Source organism: Actinomycetes bacterium (genome assembly GCA_035506535.1).
Lineage (GTDB): Bacteria > Actinomycetota > Actinomycetes > DATJPE01 > DATJPE01 > DATJPE01.
This window is the reverse complement of record DATJPE010000033.1, coordinates 52,360-68,596: the sequence shown is the minus strand read 5'-3', so window position 1 is coordinate 68,596 and position 16,237 is coordinate 52,360. Positions and strand designations below refer to the sequence as shown.

Here is a 16,237-nt window from a genome sequence, read left to right as displayed (position 1 = left end):
CCGTCAGCCGGCCCTCATCCGGTGGCCGGCATCAGGGCAGCCGCGAGGGCGACCCCCCAGTCCCGGGCTCGCTGCTGCTCCTGCGCCTCGAGGTGGCCGGCCTTGTCGACGAGGAAGCTCTCCGGAGGCGACAGCAGGGTCATCCCGTGCTGGCGCAGGCGCTTGCCGATGCCCTTCGACGCGCGGCCGGTCATCGCAGCCGACAGGTCGATGCGGGTGTCGAAGGCTGCGGCCATGCCGGCCTGGTGCGGCAGCCGGTCGAACCATTCCCGCAGTCCCTCGCCCTCCGCGTGCTCGTCGAGGTGGACCTCGGCACCGGGCTTCGCCGCGGCTTCGACCGCGGACTTGCGGGTGGATGGTCGGCTCATGCCGTGCACATGCGTGGGGCCACCGACTACGACCAGGTCGGCTGCGGCGACAGCCTCGCTCCTCACCATCGAGACCGGCACCGCCTCGGCCTCCATCCTCGGCGAGAGGCCCTCGGCGATCGCCTCCGCCACGGCGCGGGTGTTCCCGTACATCGACTCGTAGACCACGACCGCTCTCATCGTCCACCTCCGCGTTCGTGCTGCCTGCGTTCCGAACCTAGGCAGGAGCTCCCCGAAGCGGACAGGGGCGAAGTGCCCTGCCGGCCGATCGGCCCTCATCCGTTCGACCGACGGGCGTGGTTGCGCAGTGGTCATGCTCCGTGACTGTGTGCCGAAACCGTGTGCGCCGAGGGTGTGCGAAAGGTCGATCACCCTTGCGGCGAAAGGGGAATCGGACGTCATCCTGCAGTGCCCGGGTGATCACGGGTGCGGTGGGGGGAAGTCGTGGTCGGCGTTCGCGCGGCGCTGTTCCGAGCGCTTCGGATGACGGCGTGCGTCATCGTCCTGCTCGCGCTGGCCTTCCTGCGCCCGACCGCAGTCGTGCACGCCTCGCCGTCCGCCGCGCGCGAGGCCTCCCGGCCGCTGCTCCCGCCGTCGATCGCGCAGCCGGCCGGATCCAGCTCCTACCGTCGGATGATCGCGGCCTTCCGGCGATCGGTCGGGGCGCCGCCCGTGTCGATCCTCGCCGTTCTCGACGCGCGTTCGCGTGCCGCGGCGACCTGCATCGTGAGAACGGGGCAGGACACCGACCTGCACGCGCCTCGCAAGTCGCTGGCCTGCGCTCATGCGGTCTCGTGGGCACTGGCCGCCAGGGGTGCAGGCGAGTCGTTGATGGCGACGGACGCGGTAGCCGGGTCAGCCCGGGTGGAGGTGATGCGCTTCGCCGAGTCGCCTTTCCACTCCCTCGCCCTAGCGGACCCGACGCAGACGCAGATGGGGTTCGGCGCGTCGTCCGGGTCCTCGCCCTCCGCCGACACCCGGTTCGCCGTCGCCATCGACGTGACCGGTGGCCACTACGCCGACCGCGACGCGACCTCGAGGCTCATGGCCTGGCCCGCGTCAGGTTGGCGGATCAACGGCAGCACCTCGGCCGGTCAGGAGTGGCCCGACCCGGTCACCGCCTGCGGCTTGAGCGTGGCCGGTCCGGCGATGTGGTTCGCAAGGCCCGGGTCCTCCTCCCGCCTGGTGGTCACAGGACTTCGGCTCACGACCGCCGACGGCCACCGGGTCGCCACGAGCTGGTGCCGGCTGTCCTCGACGACAAGGGCGTTCACCGATCCGCAGGCGTCGTCGACCGCACGTGGCTGGTTGTCGTGGATGAACGCCGTGGTCGTGCTGCCGAGCGCGCAGCTCGACGGCACGTACGTGCTGAGCGCCCACGTCGACGGACACCTCGTGCACCGCCACTTCACCGCCGTCCCCTCCTCGCCGTAGCCCGGCCAGGGCGGGAGCATGTCCCGCGGAGGTGAGACGGATGAGCCAAGCCGACGTCGACGTCGCGCGCGCCGCGTTCGCGGCCTTCGCCGCCCGGGACCTCGACGCGCTCGGTGAGCTGCTGCACCACGACATCTGGTGGCACACACCCGGACGCAGCCAGATCTCCGGCGACTTCCACGGCCGTGCGGCCGTGCTCGGCTACCTGCGCCGAGTCCTCGAGCTCACCGACGGCACCCAGCAGGTCGTCCCGGTCGACCTCCTGGTCGGTCGGGGCCACGTCGCGGCGCTCGTCGACGTCACCGGCGAGCGTCACGGGCGCAGGCTGCACGACCGCGCGTTGCAGCTGCTCGCCTTCCGTGACGGGAAGATCGTGCTGCGTCGGGTCTACCCGGAGGACCAGGCGGCGTTCGACGCCTTCTGGTCCTCCTGAGGCTCAGCTGGGCTTGGCGTACGCCGCGACGCCGGTGTCCACCAGCACGCAGGGCTCCTCGCCCAGCGTCCATGCGTCGTGCCCGGGCTCGATGACGAAGACGTCACCGGGTTCGATGGTGACCTCGCTGCCGTCGTCGGCGCGAACCACCATGCGGCCGGACAGGCACAGGCCGGTGTGCCGCGTCATGCACGAGTCCGTCCCGGCGATCGGCTTGACGTCCGCCGACCATCGCCAACCGGGTTCGAAGGACCCGCGTCCCATCGTGAAGTCGCCCAAGGTGACCACGTCCATGGAGCCGTGGGCCGTGAACATGCGGGTCTCGTGGGGCTTGTCGATGTTGCGGGTCTCGGTCGCGCTCATGGGCCACCTCCGGGCCGCCTCGCCGTCTGGGGGCGGGGGCTGGCGCCATCGTTCTCCGCTTCGGCCCCCGAGGCAATGGCCGGGATCAGCCCTCGACGAACCCCTCCTCGCGCAGGCCCTCGCTCATGAATTCCTCACCGAGGGCGGCGATCACCGCTTCCGTCTGGCTGGCCTGCTCCCGAAGGGCGTTCATCTTCGCCGCCAGCAGGTCGCCGTCGAGGTCGAGGCACAGTGCCAGCTCGGCGCGAGGCGTGGAGACCGGTTCGAAGCCCATGTAGACCCCGAGCGGCTCCAGCACCGGCCGCCAGCGGGCGAGCCACTCGCTGCTCGCTCGGGCGTGGAGCACGCGCGGCCGAGGCCGCTCGCCGCTCAGTGAGTCGACGGCGAGCCCGACCCATCGGGACACGGTGATGTGGTCACTGTGTCCGGTCTGCCCGTCCGGGGCGAAGGTGAGGACCAGGCGTGGGTCGACCTCGTCGAGCAGACCGCGGATCCGGGCCACCGCCTCACCCTCGTCGACGTCCGCGCATCCCCCGTCGGGGTAGTCGAGCCAGTGGTGCTCGTGCACGCCCAGATGCGCCAGCGCGCGCTCCAGCTCGACCGTCCTGACCGCGGCGAGCTCCTCGCCCGGGGGCCAGCGCTGCGGGTCGGTCGAACCTTGCTCCCCGCGCGTCGCGGTGACGCAGACCACGCGGTGCCCGTCCCTGACGGCCGCGGCCATCGCGCCGGCTGCCAGGTAGGTCTCGTCGTCGGGATGCGCCCACACGCTGAGGACAGGACCCACGATGCCGGCCGTGCTCGCCTCAGACGCCTCCATGGGTGCCTACGGTAGAACGACCTGGCCCGTCCCGGCGTTCATCTCGATGGTCCGCTCCGGGTCGGAGCGCGCGGTCCCGGCTCCCGATCGTGCCTCCGGTGGGGAGCTCGACGGCACGAGGAGGACCTCGACCTCGGCGTCGGCGAGCCCGCGGTTGATCCGACCCAGGGTGACGGCGTCGAGCTCCGCGCAGGGGAAGAGCGCGACCACGTCGACCGCGAAGTGCCGGGCGGCCGCGACGACGTCGGTGAAGCCTCCCGCCACGGTGATCTCCTGGTCCAACGACGAGGGCAGGAAGTGGCTGTCCTCGGTCAGGCAGGCGGCGACAACGCGCAGTCCCTGGGCGGGGGAGCCGCGGAGGTCGCGCGCGAGTCGCAGCGCCTCCTCCTCCGGCCCGGCGACCAGCACCCGGCTCATGGACCGGCCACGCAGCCGCGACTGCGCAAGGTGCACCCGCATGGCGGCACGCGCGAGCAGGGATGCCACCACCGCGGTTCCGCACGAGACGGCCGCGAGAAGAGCGGTCGCCTGAGACACGCCGAGCGCCACCGCGACGACCAGTCCGCTGGCAACCCCCGCGCCGGCCGCCAGAGGGGCGGCGAGCTCGCGCAGGGAGCCGATCAGCCGGGGGTCGTATGCGCGCAGCACCGCGGTGAGCCCCCACCACGACAGCGCGGACAGACCGCCGACCAGGAACGCCAGCGCTGGGCTCGAACCACCCCTGGCCGACTGCAGGGCGCAGGCGGCGAGGACTCCCAGCGCGACAGCGACCCCGTCGAGAGCGAGGACGCGTTGTCGGTGGACGCGCCGCCATCGCGCGGGACGCGGCGCCACGCCGGCCTCGGCGTCGACAACGTCCATCGATCAGCCCTCCGTGCCTGCCGAAGCAGGCCTCCCCATGCGTACGCCCCCCCAAGGGCTGGGCGTCCCGGCGAGCGAGACGTCCGAGAATCACGATAGGAGTCCGTGTCGGAGCGGGCATCCTCCGTTCTCCTGACACCTCGTGCGCCGCGCTACGCCACGGGGGTGAGGCCCGATCACCCAGGGTGAGAGACGGCTACCGTGCGTCTAGACCTCACCCGAACGGGCGTACCCGTGACCGCAGGTCATTCGGTGTTCCGGACCACCGTCATGGGCATGCCGTTTCCCGGACGGAGCGTGACCCGGAACTGCGGTGTCACCGTGTGGCCGGTCACCGGCCGCAACGCGACTCGGGCGGCGACGGTGGCGAGCACGGTGACGGCCTCCATCCACGCGAACTGCTCGCCGATGCACGACCGCGGCCCCGTTCCGAACGGGATGTAGGCGTAGCGCGGCACCGTGTCCTTGCGCTCGTCGAGCCACCGCTGGGGATCAAAGCGCTCCGGTTCGGGGAACCAGCGCTCGTCGTGCTGCATGAGCAGGGGACTGACCGCGACGGTCGAGCCGGCCGGGACCCGCCACTCGCCGAAGCGCGCGTCGCTGGTGACGGTACGGCCCATGACCCAGGCGGGTGGGAACAGGCGGATCGACTCGCTGACCACGGCCCTGGTGTAGGTGAGCCGGGGCAGGTCCTCGCTCGTGACCGCCCGCCCGCCGAGGCCGTCCACCTCCGCCCGCAGGGCGCGTTCCACGTCGCGGTGGCGACCCAGCAGGTGGAAGGTCCACGCGAGCGCGTTGGCGGTCGTCTCGTGCCCGGCCATCAGCAGGGTCACGACGTTGTCGTGCACCTCCTGCGGCGTGAGCCCGCGGGGTTCAGCGGCGGCGGCGAGCAGCGCGGAGACCACGTCCCCACGGTCGCCGAGGGTCGAGCCGCGCCGGGTCTCGATGATCTCGTCGACCACGCGGTGCACCGCGTCGAGCTCGGGCGGGGCGAGCCGGGTCAGGTCGGCCGGGACGCCGCGTCGCGGCGTCAGCGGGAACCCGATCTGCGCGAACGCGGTCAGCCCCGCCTCCAGGGCCGAGCGGATGCCGGTCGTGTCGGCGCTGAGGTCCAGGCCGAGCAGGGTCTGGCCGACGATGTCCAGCGTCAGGGCGCCCATCTCGTCGTAGACGTCCACGGTCGCGCCGTCCGACCAGCGCTCCAGCATCGCCTCGGTGCGCCCGGCGAAGGTGTCGACGTAGCCCGCCAGCCGCTTCGGCGAGAAGGCCGGCGCGACGAGCCGGCGTACCCGCCGGTGCTCCTCTCCCTCGCTGGTCAGCAGGCCGTTGCCGAGCAGCGGCCTGGTCAGCTGGAGCCCGGGTCCCTTCGTGGTCGAGGGTGCCAGGTCGACCAGGAGCTCACCGGCGTGCGCGGGGTCCAGGAGGATCAGGGTGTGCTGGCCGCGGATGCGCAGGCCGGTGGCCGTCGTGGCGCCGTTGGTGATGCGGCGCAGCACCGACCCGCCGTCGCGCCGTCGCAGGGCACCACGCGCGCGCCAGACCAGCTCGACCGGCCCGATCCAGTGCGGGCCGCTCCTCGCCCCGAGCATGCCCTCAAGGCTAGGCGCCCCAGGGACCGGTGGGCGCCCCGGACCCCTCAACGACAGCGCGCCCCGTGCCGATGATCCTCAGGGAGGTGACCCGTCAGGGCCGCCGCAACCGACGAGGACATGCCATGAGCGCGGCGACGGACGTCGTACCGGGGGCTGGCTGGTACCGGGATCCCACCGACCCCGGCCTGGCCCGCTGGTGGGACGGCTCTGCCTGGGGCCCGCAGACGCGGCCCCTGCCCAGCGCGCTGGCGGCCCCCGCTGCAGCGCCTCCAGCTCCCATTCCCGTCCCGCAGCCTCCCGTCCCGCAGCCTCCCGTCCCGCAGCCGATGATCGCGGTGGCCGACCCGGCCCCCAGCCGGCCGCCGGCGGCGGCAGCCCGTCGGCCGGTCGTGCGTCGCCGGGGCACACCACGCCTGCCGCGCCCCTCGACCCGCTCGCTCGTCGCGGTCGCGCTCTGCGCGCTCCTCGCCGTCGGCGGCTGGTACGCGTGGACCACCACGCACTCCTCGGCATCCTCCGCCGGCTCGAACGCCCCGAGCTCACGGCCGGCGCCGCCGTCGCGGCCGTTCCCGTCCGCTCGCGTACGCCTTCCCAGGTCCACCCCGTCGGACCTCGCCGGCGTGCCGTGGGCGGTCGACCCCGTCTCCCGGTCGCTGGCCGCGCACGTCGTGACCGAGGCTGCCCGCGGCGGGCACCGTGCGGTGGCGTCGTTCTACGGCCTCGGCAGCGACCGCTTCTTCTTCATCGCCTCGGCACTGCGGCCTGGCGAGGCTCGATCCGTGTCAGGCGCCGCGCTCAAGGCCCGCCTGGTGTCCCTCCTCGAGTCCGCGATGGGCGACCCCGCCCAGCGGACGAGCCTGGTCCGCCTCAGCGGGATGGGCCACGGCTCCCCCCCGATCGACTGCGTCTCCGGACGGGTGGACGGTGAGGTGCGCAGCGTGTGCTCGTGGCAGAACGCCCAGGTGCGGATGTCCGTCGCGAGGACCGGGCGCCCGCCGCGCGCGGCGTTCACCCTCCGGGAGGTGCTGCAGCAGCTCGCGGGCTGACTCAGCGCAGGATCGACCCAGCCGCCTCGGACAGCCGCGCGACGTCGGCGACCGGGGAACCCGGGGCGGCGTTGACCGCGAGCAGCACCACGTCGCGTCCCCCGATCCAGGCGGCGACCTCGGTCCAGGTCCGCTGGCCGGCCGGCAGGGACGCGTCGGTGCGCGCGGAGACGTAGGTACCCCGGCCGCTCGACCGCACCCCGCTCACCAGGTGGACCCCGCCGTCGCCCGGCTCCAGCGGCTGGCGGGCGCACGCCTCGAGGTCCTCGCGCCGGAGCGCCTCGAAGCGGCCGGCCGCCGCGGGGGTGCTGAAGCGCAGGCGCAGCCCCACGCCGGCGGTCCCGCGGGCCCGTTGCCGGTAGTCGGTCTCCAGCACGTGGGCGGGGACCGGCAGCTGCGAGCGCTGCTCGCAGCCGAGGGGTACCGCGGTCAGCACGACCTCGTGCGGGTCCCGGGCGAGGGTCGGCGTGCCGTTCCCGACGTAGCCCGCCTCCGCGGAGCCCCGGTCGACGCGATAGATCCATCCCACGCCCAGGGAGCCTGCACTGGGCAGGGTGCGGGCCGTGAGACCACCGGAGGTCCGGTCGGGCTGGCCGGGCAGGCTCGCCGGGGACCGGCTCGGGGTCCCCGACGGGGACCGGGTCGACGTCGACGTCCCGGACGTCCGCCGGTCCGAGGCCTTCGGGGTCGACGGGGCGGGCACCGCTGCCGAGGCGCCTCCGACGTGGCGGCTCGGGCCCGAGGACAGCGCCAGCGCGGCGATGGCGCCGACGACGGCCGCGACGACGAAGGCGATGCCGGCCACGAGCACCGCCGGGCGGCTGGCGCCGTCCGTACCCGCCACGGGCTCAGCCTCCGTTCGACGAGAAGTGCTGGTAGTCCGGGTGGCTCCAGCGCGCTCCCCACAGCCAGCCCAGCGCCGTGAACGCGCGCTGCACGGGGCCGTGCTTGACGATCATGCCCATCCGGTAGGGACTGCGTCGCAAGAAGTGGCGCGAGGGGTAGACGTGCGACGGCGTGACGTAGGGGTTCTCCCAGGTGTTGATGTCGATCGCGTTGCCGTAGCTGTGCTGGGAGATGCGGTAGGGGTTCCCGGTCACGGTCCGGCAGTTGAAGGCCGAGGTGTCGTCGGCCGCCATCGCCCGGACGTCCTTCCCGCCGTAGCGGTCGGCGGGGAACATCTTGTGGATCGGGAAGTGCGCCGCGAAGATCCGGGTGAACGCGCGCCGGACGTCCGGCACGAGCGAGTCCTTCACGATGAGGCTGCCACGGGCGACGATGCCCGGCTGGAAGGACCAGAAGTTCATGTCGACCCGGCGCAGCCTCGAGGGCGGCACCGGGCAGCCGGCGCGATAGGTGAAGGGCAGGTCGGCACGGGTCAACGGCCCGGAGACGCTGATGTCGATGGCCGCCCGTACCGGCACCGTCACGCTGCCGAGCACGGTGACGCCGGGCGTGGTCGTCACGGCGAGGCGGAGCGCGTACGTGCCCGGGCTGGCGGTCCGGGCGTAGGTCGTCGCGAGGGTGGCGGCGCTCCCCGTCCAGGTGAGGGGGACCTGGTGCACGGGGGTCCAGGACGGCGAGACCCAGCGCTCGAGGACGGCGTACGTCGGCCGGGCCGGATCGCCGGGGGCCGCCTGCACGGTGCCGCTGAGGGCGATCGGTTGGAGGACGTCCACGCCGGGCGCCCTGAGCGTGACCGACCACCCGGAGCCGGCACTGGGCGACGCCGACGTGGCCGAGGAGGGGGTCGGGCTGCTGGAGGCTTCGGTGGACGCCTGGCCGGTGGTGGCGGCGGGCGGGCCGGGCGCGTTCGGAGACGCAGAGCCGCCATCGGCGGCCGCGGCCAGGCCGACGCCCAGGGCGGCGCCGAAGCCCAGACCGGCGAGCGCGGCGGCGGCCACCAGTGTCGGAGCTCTCATCGGACACCTCCTTCCCCGGATTGCGTCGGCCCAACCGCGCCGTGACCTGACCGGTTCGTGGCTACGTGCGGTGAGGGGCCGCGTGGTACCTTCGGCCCGGTTGCTTGAGCAGTTCGCAGTACGGCACGAGCGCCCCGGGACGTGAACGGGGGGTTTCGTGTGCACGACCCGAGGTCCGGATGTGGGACGGCGCAAGGCAGCCGCGTGCACCGCAAAGTGCGGTGGACGACGACGAGGGACGAGGTCCCGGCGTCGACCCCAGAAGGAGATCTCCATGGCTCAGGGCACCGTCAAGTGGTTCAACGCTGAGAAGGGCTACGGCTTCATCGCCCAGGACGGCGGCGGACCCGACGTGTTCGTCCACTACTCCGCCATCGCATCCGACGGCTACCGCAGCCTCGACGAGGGGCAGCGCGTCGAGTTCGAGGTGACGCAGGGCCAGAAGGGCCCGCAGGCGGACGCCGTCCGCGCGATCTGACGAAGCCGCACGACGAGGCCCCGGTGCTCCGGCACCGGGGCCTCGTCGCGTCTCGGGCCGGCCAGCTCAGGCGCTCGCCAGCCACGACATGGGTGAGATCACGATCATGGGGTGGCGGGCAGGGTCCAGACGGCGCAGGATCGCCACCATCGCCGACTGGTAGACCGAGACGCAGCCGGCCGTGGCCCCCGAGCCGTTGACGTGCAGGAAGATCGCGCCCCCGCGCACCCGGTTGGCCCGGTGGCCCGGGGAGGGCAGGTTGAAGCCGATCACCGCCGCGTAGCGGTACTGCACGCTGAAGTGCGCGATGTGCTCGGCCTGGGAGGCTCGGAAGCCGTGGACGCCGTTGAAGCGGTAGGTGTTGAACGTCCACGGGTACTTCGGGTCCAGCGCCCAGTAGTCGTTGCCGTCCGAGTGGATGTACGGCAGAGCCGTCCCCGGGTTCGGGTCCAGCCCGAACGCCTTGGGCAGCGCGTACGTCCCGGCCGGGGTGGTCCCGGTGTCCTTGCGCCGCTTCGTGCCGGGCACGAGCCCGGCCCACCCGTAGCGGGACCGGTACGGCCCCAGCACCAGGCACCAGCCGGTGCCGGGGGTGCCGCTTCGCTTCTCGAAGACCTGCACCGTCCCCGCGGTGGAGCCCCACCCCGCGGCCGTGGCGACGACCACCTGGGTGGAGTCCCCGAGGTGGGTCAGCCGGGTGGGCAGGGTCTGGTCGCAGGCGGGGGGGCTCGCGGCGGCCAGCGCGGTCGGCGCGCCGAGCAGGCCGGCAGCCAGCACCGAGCAGGCCGCGAGGCCGATGGCACGGCGAGCTGTGATCGCGGTCACGGGTCCTCCCGGTGGCGACGTCTCGACTCGATCCTGCATCGGGCTCGGTCTGGGTGTCGTCATCGCCGCGCGGGGGCTGTAGGCGCCCTGTGCAGTTGGTCACGAAGGACCTTCGGCGGTGGCCTTGGACGCCTCGGGAGGGCACCCTGTCACTAGGCGCGCGGCGACGAGGGCCCGCCGCCTCATCGAGGGAGATGCCATGACAGTGACGGGGCTCGAGGACGCGCCCACCGCCAACACCGCGCTGCGCACCTGGGTCGGCCAGGTCGCCGCCCTGACGGAGCCGGACCGGGTCGTCTGGTGCGACGGGTCCGCGGAGGAGTGGGACCGGCTCACGCGTGAGCTCGTCGCCTCCGGCACGTTCATCCCGCTGAACCCGGCGAAGCACCCGAACTCCTTCCTGGCCCGCTCCAACCCCAGCGATGTCGCCCGCGTCGAGGACCGCACGTTCATCTGCTCCCTCGAGGAGGAGGACGCCGGCCCGACGAACAACTGGCGCGACCCCGCCGAGATGCGCGAGACGCTCCACGGCCTCTTCCGCGGCTCGATGCGCGGCCGGACGATGTACGTCGTCCCCTTCTCCATGGGTCCCCTCGGCTCACCCATCAGCCAGCTCGGCGTGGAGATCACCGACAGCCCGTACGTCGTCGTGAGCATGCGGATCATGACTCGCATGGGCAAGGCCGCCCTCGACCTGATCGACGAGCAGGGCAGCTTCGTCCCGGCGGTGCACTCGGTCGGCAAGCCGCTGCACCAGGGGGAGGCCGACGTCGCGTGGCCGTGCAACGAGACCAAGTACATCGTGCACTTCCCCGAGACCCGCGAGATCTGGTCCTACGGCTCGGGCTACGGCGGCAATGCGCTGCTCGGCAAGAAGTGCTTCGCCCTGCGTATCGCCTCCGTCATGGCGCGCGACGAGGGCTGGCTCGCCGAGCACATGCTGATCCTCAAGCTCACCTCACCCACCGGTGATGTCCGACACGTGGCCGCCGCCTTCCCCTCTCAGTGCGGCAAGACCAACCTCGCGATGCTCGAACCGACGCTGCCCGGCTGGACCGTCGAGACCGTCGGCGATGACATCGCCTGGATGCGCTACGCCGAGGACGGGCGCCTGCACGCCATCAACCCGGAGGCGGGCTTCTTCGGGGTCGCCCCCGGCACCAGCCTGAAGACCAACGCGAACGCGATCAACACCCTCACCGGGAACGTCATCTACACCAACGTCGCCCTCACCGACGACGGCGACGTGTGGTGGGAGGGGTTGACCGAGCAGCCGCCGGCGCACCTCATCGACTGGAAGGGCGCGGACTGGACGCCGGAGTCGGGGACCGTCGCGGCGCACCCGAACGCCCGGTTCACCGCTCCCGCGTCGCAGTGCCCGTCCATCGCGGACAACTGGGAGGACCCCGCTGGCGTCCCGATCGACGCGATCCTCTTCGGCGGGCGCCGGGCGACCAACGTCCCGCTCGTCGTCGAGTCCTTCGACTGGGAGCACGGGGTGTTCCTGGGCGCCACCGTCTCCTCGGAGACCACTGCGGCCGCCGACGGCGCGGTGGGCGAGCTGCGTCGCGACCCGTTCGCGATGCTGCCCTTCTGCGGGTACAACATGGCCGACTACTGGGCGCACTGGCTGGCGGTGGGTCGCGAGACCTCGGCTGAGAAGCTGCCGCGCATCTACCAGGTGAACTGGTTCCGCAAGGGCGCGGACGGGCACTACCTGTGGCCCGGATTCGGCGAGAACAGCCGGGTCCTCGACTGGGTGGTGCGCCGGACCTCGGGTCATGCGGCCGCCGTCGACACCCCGATCGGCCGGATGCCCGCGGCCGGCGAGCTCCACCTGGAGGGACTGGACATCCCGCCGGCGGACGTCGAGGCGCTCTTCGAGATCGACCGTGAGCACTGGCTCACCGAGGCCGGGCTCACCGAGGAGTACTTCCAGCGCTTCGGTGACCACCTGCCCGCCGAGCTCAGCGAGCAGCTCGACCAGTTGCGGAAGCGCCTCAGCGCCTGAACTCCCCGGCGAGGAACGCCTCCACGAGCGCCTCGGCGTGCCCGCGGGAGGCCTCGGCGCGCTCGTCCGCCTCGGCGAGCAGGCGCTCCCGGTCGAGTCCCCAGCGCGAGATGGTGGCGTGCCCGCCGACCGCCCAGCGGTGCAGGATCTGCGGGGTCACCTCAGGGTGGAACTGCACCGCGAAGGCCGAGCCGAGGGCGAAGGCCTGCGGCCCCACGGGGGAGCGCGCCAGCTCCACCGCGCCCGGCGGCACGCTGAAGACGTCGCTGTGCCATTGGACGTACGGCCCCTCGGGCAGCGCCGGGTCGTCGGAGTCGACCGTGTACCAGCCCACCTCCCCGCCCCCGGGGTCGTGGCGCACGTCACCCCCGAACGCGCGGGCCAGCACCTGCGCGCCGAAGCAGATCCCGAGCACCGGGACCTCCTGGGCGGCCGCCTGGCGCAGGAAGCGGATCTCGCGCTCGACCGCGGGCCGCACCTCGGGGTCGTACACGTGCCACTCCGAGCCCAGGACCAGCACCACGTCCGGAGTGCCCGCGGGCAGGTCCTCGGTCATCAGGTCCCCGCGCCACACCTCACGGAAGGTCGCGCCGCGGTCGGCGAGCGCGTCGCCGACGTACCCGCGTTCGGGGTCCTCCCGGTTTCCGATCACCAGCACGTCCACGCCCGGAGCCTAGACGGACGGATGCTTGCTGAGCCTCCCGCCGACGCGAGAGCCTCGGAGCGATGGACGGCACCGCATCCTCGGAGCTGGCGGGCCACCTCCTGGTGGCGACGCCACTGCTCGACGACCCGCACTTCCGGCGCACCGTCGTGCTGCTCCTCGAGCACGGCGAGGACGGGGCGGTCGGCGTCGTCCTCAACCGGCCCACCGAGGTCCCGCTCGCCGAGGTCCTCGGCCCCTGGGACGGCTTCGTCGGTTCTCCCGTGCTCTGGTACGGCGGGCCGGTCGCCGTCGACTCCGCGCTCGCGCTGGCCTGCCCCGAGCCCGGTGTCAGCGAGCCGACCGGCTTTCGTCCGGTGAGCGCGCGCGGCCTCGGGCTCGTCGACCTCGACCAGGACCCGGCCCTGGTCCGAGCCGAGCTCGCGGCGGTGCGGGTCTACGCGGGCTACTCCGGGTGGGGGGCGGGACAGCTCGAGGACGAGGTGGCCGAGGGCTCGTGGTACGTCGTCGACGCCCTGCCGGGGGACGCGTTCACCGACGACCCCGACCAGCTGTGGCGCCTGGTCCTGCGCCGTCAGGGCGGGGACCTGGCCCTCATGGCCACCTTCCCCGACGACCCCGAGATGAACTGAGTGCGAAGCCGGCGCCGCGCCTACACTCCAGGCATGTCCGAGACGCGCACGCCGCTGGCTTCGACCGAGGGCCCGGCGGCCGAGCCGGTGGGTGGCGGCGCCGGGACCATCCTCGAGGAGGATCGCCGGCTCGTCCCGACCGACGAGGGGGACCACGACCGGTTCGCTCACTACGCGCCCAGGGACAAGATCGTCGAGGCGATGGTGACGGGAACGCCGATCGTCGCGCTCTGCGGCAAGGTGTGGGTGCCGAGCCGGGACCCCAACCGCTATCCCGTCTGCCCCACCTGCAAGGAGATCTTCGAGTCGCTCCCGCCGGGCGACGAAGGGTCCGGCGAGGAGTGAGCGCCGCGGCCCAGGGCGTCCTCGGGCCGCGGCGAAGGGGCCTCACCCTCGGCATCGCCGGCGTCGTGACGGCGGTCGCCTTCGAGGCGATGGCCGTGGCCACAGCGATGCCGGTGGCGGTGAGCGACCTGGGCGGGCTGGGGGCCTACGGCTGGGCCTTCTCCGGCTTCCTCGTCGCCTCGCTGTTCGCCACCGTCGTCGCCGGAGAGACATGCGACTCCCGCGGCCCGCGGATCCCGCTCGTCGGCGGGATGGCGGTCTTCACCGTGGGCCTCGTGGTCGCCGGCACCGCGGTGAGCATGCCCGGATTCGTGCTGGGCCGCATGCTGCAGGGGCTGGGCGCCGGCGGGGTCGTCGTGGCGGTGTACGTCGTCGTCGGGTCCGCCTATCCCGAGGACGTACGGCCACGGATGTTCAGCGTCCTTTCCGCCGCCTGGATCCTGCCCGCCCTCGTGGGCCCCTCCATCGCCGGCGTGCTGACCGAGCATCTGTCGTGGCGGCTGGTGTTCCTGCTGGTGCCCTTCCTCGGCGTCCCGGCGACCCTGCTCATCCTGCCGCGGCTGGCCCACCTGGAGCCGCCCGGGCGGGGCCGGCGCCGGGCCGGACGTACCAGGCTCGCGCTCGCGGTCGCGGCGGGCGCCGCGGCGCTCCAGGTGGCCGGGACCCGGGTCGACGCCTGGTCGGTGCCGCTGCTGGTCACCGGGGTCGCTCTGCTGCTGCTCGCCCTGCCCCGGCTGCTGCCGGGAGGGGCCCTTCGCCTTCGGCGCGGCCTGCCGACGACCGTGCTCATGCGTGGGGGGCTGTCCGGTCCGTTCTTCGGCGCCGGCACGTTCGTGCCGCTCCTGCTGGTCACCCAGCGCGGGCTGACCCCGACGGTGGCCGGGGTGACCCTCACCGTCGGGTCGCTCGGCTGGTCGACCGGTGCCTGGATCCAGGGCCGGCCCACCATGCTGCTGCCGCGCGAGGCGCTGGTCCGTTCCGGAGCCATCCTGCTGGTCGCGGGCATCCTCGCGGTGGCGACCACGCTCCGGGGCGGCGTCCCGGTCCTCGTGGCCAGCGTGGGCTGGGTGCTCGCCGGCCTCGGCATGGGCTTGGGCATGGCCTCGGTCTCGGTGGCGTCGCTGCGGCTGGCCGCGCCGGGCGACCGCGGCTTCGTCTCGGCGGGGATGCAGCTCTGCGACACCCTCGCCGCCACGCTGACCATCGCGCTCGGCTCCGCGATCTACGCGGTTGGTCGCGACTCGTACCCGACCACTACCTTCGCGCTGATCCTGTGCTCGATGGCCGTCCTGGCCGCGGTGACGGCGCTGGTCGCGGGCCGGATGCGGCCACCGACCGCCGTGGTCGCCGAGGAGCCGTTGGTGCGCGCTCGCTATCGTCTGCGCCCGTGACGACGCCGGGGAACCGCCGCCGCGCCCTCGCGGCGTGCCTGGTGGCAGTGGTGGTCGGCGCGGTCGCGCTGGCCGGGTGCGAGGCGCCCAGCGGCGCCATTGCCGGCAGCGCGGAGGCCGACCAGACGCAGGGGCAGTCCGAGTTGCCCTCCTCGAGCGCGCCGGGCGTGTCGTCCGCGCTGTCGTGCTCCCCGGACAGCCTCACGACCAAGGTGGAGCACGAGCTCACCTTCGCGACGTCGACCCCGGCCGAGCCGCCGTACTTCGAGGACAACAACCCAGGAAACGGCAAGGGCTTCGAGTCGGCGCTCGCGTACGCCCTCGCGCACCAGCTCGGCTTCCATGACACCGACGTCGTGTGGGACACCGTGGCCGCCTCCGACCTGACGTCCAGCGCGTCGCAGCCGTTCGACATCGGCATCGGCCAGCTGCCCATCACGGTGGCCGCGGCGCGCAGCGTCGACTTCAGCCACGCCTACTACCTCGTCAACCAGAGCGTGCTGGCGCGAACCGGCGGTCCTGCCGCGGCGGTCCGCACCACGGCCGGGCTGCGCACGCTGCGGCTCGGCGCTCGCGCCGCCTCCGCCGGGATGGCCACCATCCGCCGTGACGTGCGCCCCAGCCGCGCGCCACGTGCCTACCCGAGTGTCGCGGCCGCCGAGCGGGCGCTTCAGGCCGGGCGGGTGGACGCGGTCGTCGTCGATCTCCCGACCGCCTTCGCCCTGGCGAGCGCAGGGTCCGGCCTGGTCGTGACCGGGTCGTTCCCGACACCCGAGACCGGCACCCAGTGGGGCATGACGCTCGAGCGCGACAGCCCGATCCTGGCCTGCGTGGACCAGGCCCTCGACGCCCTCGCCACCTCCGGGCGCCTCGCGGCGATCACCCAGCGCTGGCTCGGCCGCGGCGCCGGGCTCGCCGCCTTCTCCTGACCCGGCACCGAACCCGACGGAACCTGATCGGTCCCGGCTGCGTCAACGAGGGAAGAGGGCGTCCTGACCCACGGGGGAGGGCGCCCTCGACCACGATGTGACATGTGGCGGTTATCGTGTCCGGTC

General features: G+C 73.2%; 18 protein-coding genes. 9 read left to right on the top strand and 9 right to left on the bottom strand.

The features are described 5' to 3' along the window. Positions 1–14: 14 nt before the first annotated feature. On the bottom strand, positions 15–548 hold the full coding sequence (locus tag VMI11_05555; GenBank protein HTY71875.1) for a flavodoxin domain-containing protein: 534 nt from the start codon (positions 546–548) through the stop codon (positions 15–17). Between the two features lie 264 nt (positions 549–812). On the opposite strand from VMI11_05555, the gene VMI11_05550 reads away from it, so the two are divergent. Together VMI11_05550 and VMI11_05545 are read left to right on the top strand one after the other, a co-directional pair. Further along, positions 813–1,802 carry a hypothetical protein gene (locus VMI11_05550; GenBank protein ID HTY71874.1) on the top strand — a complete coding sequence of 330 codons (990 nt, stop codon included), beginning with the start codon at positions 813–815 and terminating at the stop codon, positions 1,800–1,802. A 40-nt stretch (positions 1,803–1,842) separates the two neighbouring features. Beyond that, a complete protein-coding gene (locus tag VMI11_05545) occupies positions 1,843–2,235 on the top strand; it encodes a nuclear transport factor 2 family protein (protein ID HTY71873.1) in 393 nt (130 codons plus the stop codon). Between the two features lie 3 nt (positions 2,236–2,238). Here VMI11_05545 and VMI11_05540 read toward each other — a convergent pair whose 3' ends face one another. From VMI11_05540 to VMI11_05525, 4 genes are all read right to left on the bottom strand, one after another. Next, positions 2,239–2,598, bottom strand: coding sequence for a cupin domain-containing protein (locus tag VMI11_05540; protein HTY71872.1), 360 nt, complete (start codon positions 2,596–2,598; stop codon positions 2,239–2,241). 85 nt (positions 2,599–2,683) lie between these two features. After that, complete coding sequence (locus VMI11_05535; GenBank protein ID HTY71871.1) at positions 2,684–3,415, bottom strand: PIG-L family deacetylase; 732 nt, start codon at positions 3,413–3,415, stop codon at positions 2,684–2,686. Between the two features lie 6 nt (positions 3,416–3,421). Further along, positions 3,422–4,276: a hypothetical protein gene (locus VMI11_05530; protein ID HTY71870.1), complete on the bottom strand. Its 855-nt coding sequence runs from the start codon at positions 4,274–4,276 to the stop codon at positions 3,422–3,424. 245 nt (positions 4,277–4,521) lie between these two features. Continuing rightward, a complete protein-coding gene (locus VMI11_05525; protein HTY71869.1) occupies positions 4,522–5,865 on the bottom strand; it encodes a cytochrome P450 in 1,344 nt (447 codons plus the stop codon). A 125-nt stretch (positions 5,866–5,990) separates the two neighbouring features. Here VMI11_05525 and VMI11_05520 point away from each other — a divergent pair, with 125 nt between their 5' ends. After that, the gene (locus VMI11_05520; protein ID HTY71868.1) at positions 5,991–6,914 is read left to right on the top strand and encodes a DUF2510 domain-containing protein; all 924 of its coding nucleotides are present in this window, start codon (positions 5,991–5,993) and stop codon (positions 6,912–6,914) included. Position 6,915: 1 nt separating this feature from the next. On the opposite strand, the gene VMI11_05515 is transcribed toward VMI11_05520, so the two are convergent. After that, complete coding sequence (locus VMI11_05515; GenBank protein HTY71867.1) at positions 6,916–7,758, bottom strand: hypothetical protein; 843 nt, start codon at positions 7,756–7,758, stop codon at positions 6,916–6,918. A gap of 4 nt (positions 7,759–7,762) precedes the next feature. Then, positions 7,763–8,836 (bottom strand): M15 family metallopeptidase, encoded by a 1,074-nt coding sequence (locus tag VMI11_05510; GenBank protein HTY71866.1) that lies wholly within the window; start codon positions 8,834–8,836, stop codon positions 7,763–7,765. 274 nt (positions 8,837–9,110) lie between these two features. On the opposite strand from VMI11_05510, the gene VMI11_05505 reads away from it, so the two are divergent. Then, positions 9,111–9,314, top strand: a complete 204-nt coding sequence (locus VMI11_05505; GenBank protein ID HTY71865.1) for a cold-shock protein — start codon at positions 9,111–9,113, stop codon at positions 9,312–9,314. Between the two features lie 66 nt (positions 9,315–9,380). Here VMI11_05505 and VMI11_05500 read toward each other — a convergent pair whose 3' ends face one another. Then, the gene (locus tag VMI11_05500) at positions 9,381–10,139 is read right to left on the bottom strand and encodes a L,D-transpeptidase family protein (GenBank protein HTY71864.1); all 759 of its coding nucleotides are present in this window, start codon (positions 10,137–10,139) and stop codon (positions 9,381–9,383) included. 199 nt (positions 10,140–10,338) lie between these two features. On the opposite strand from VMI11_05500, the gene VMI11_05495 reads away from it, so the two are divergent. Next, entirely contained in the window at positions 10,339–12,150 is a 1,812-nt protein-coding gene (locus tag VMI11_05495) for a phosphoenolpyruvate carboxykinase (GTP) (GenBank protein ID HTY71863.1), read from the top strand. Here the strand turns inward: VMI11_05495 and VMI11_05490 are convergent. Next, positions 12,140–12,814 carry a type 1 glutamine amidotransferase gene (locus VMI11_05490; GenBank protein ID HTY71862.1) on the bottom strand — a complete coding sequence of 225 codons (675 nt, stop codon included), beginning with the start codon at positions 12,812–12,814 and terminating at the stop codon, positions 12,140–12,142. The genes VMI11_05495 and VMI11_05490 overlap by 11 nt on opposite strands. Positions 12,815–12,876: 62 nt before the next feature. Here VMI11_05490 and VMI11_05485 point away from each other — a divergent pair, with 62 nt between their 5' ends. The 4 genes from VMI11_05485 to VMI11_05470 are packed head-to-tail and all read left to right on the top strand — an operon-like array spanning position 12,877 to position 16,111. Next, complete coding sequence (locus VMI11_05485; GenBank protein ID HTY71861.1) at positions 12,877–13,446, top strand: YqgE/AlgH family protein; 570 nt, start codon at positions 12,877–12,879, stop codon at positions 13,444–13,446. 33 nt (positions 13,447–13,479) lie between these two features. Continuing rightward, the gene (locus VMI11_05480) at positions 13,480–13,791 is read left to right on the top strand and encodes a DUF3039 domain-containing protein (protein ID HTY71860.1); all 312 of its coding nucleotides are present in this window, start codon (positions 13,480–13,482) and stop codon (positions 13,789–13,791) included. Beyond that, positions 13,788–15,182, top strand: a complete 1,395-nt coding sequence (locus VMI11_05475) for an MFS transporter (protein HTY71859.1) — start codon at positions 13,788–13,790, stop codon at positions 15,180–15,182. The genes VMI11_05480 and VMI11_05475 overlap by 4 nt, the downstream gene beginning before the upstream one ends. Continuing rightward, positions 15,179–16,111 (top strand): transporter substrate-binding domain-containing protein, encoded by a 933-nt coding sequence (locus tag VMI11_05470; protein HTY71858.1) that lies wholly within the window; start codon positions 15,179–15,181, stop codon positions 16,109–16,111. Before VMI11_05475 ends, VMI11_05470 begins: the two co-directional genes overlap by 4 nt. Positions 16,112–16,237 lie beyond the last annotated feature (126 nt).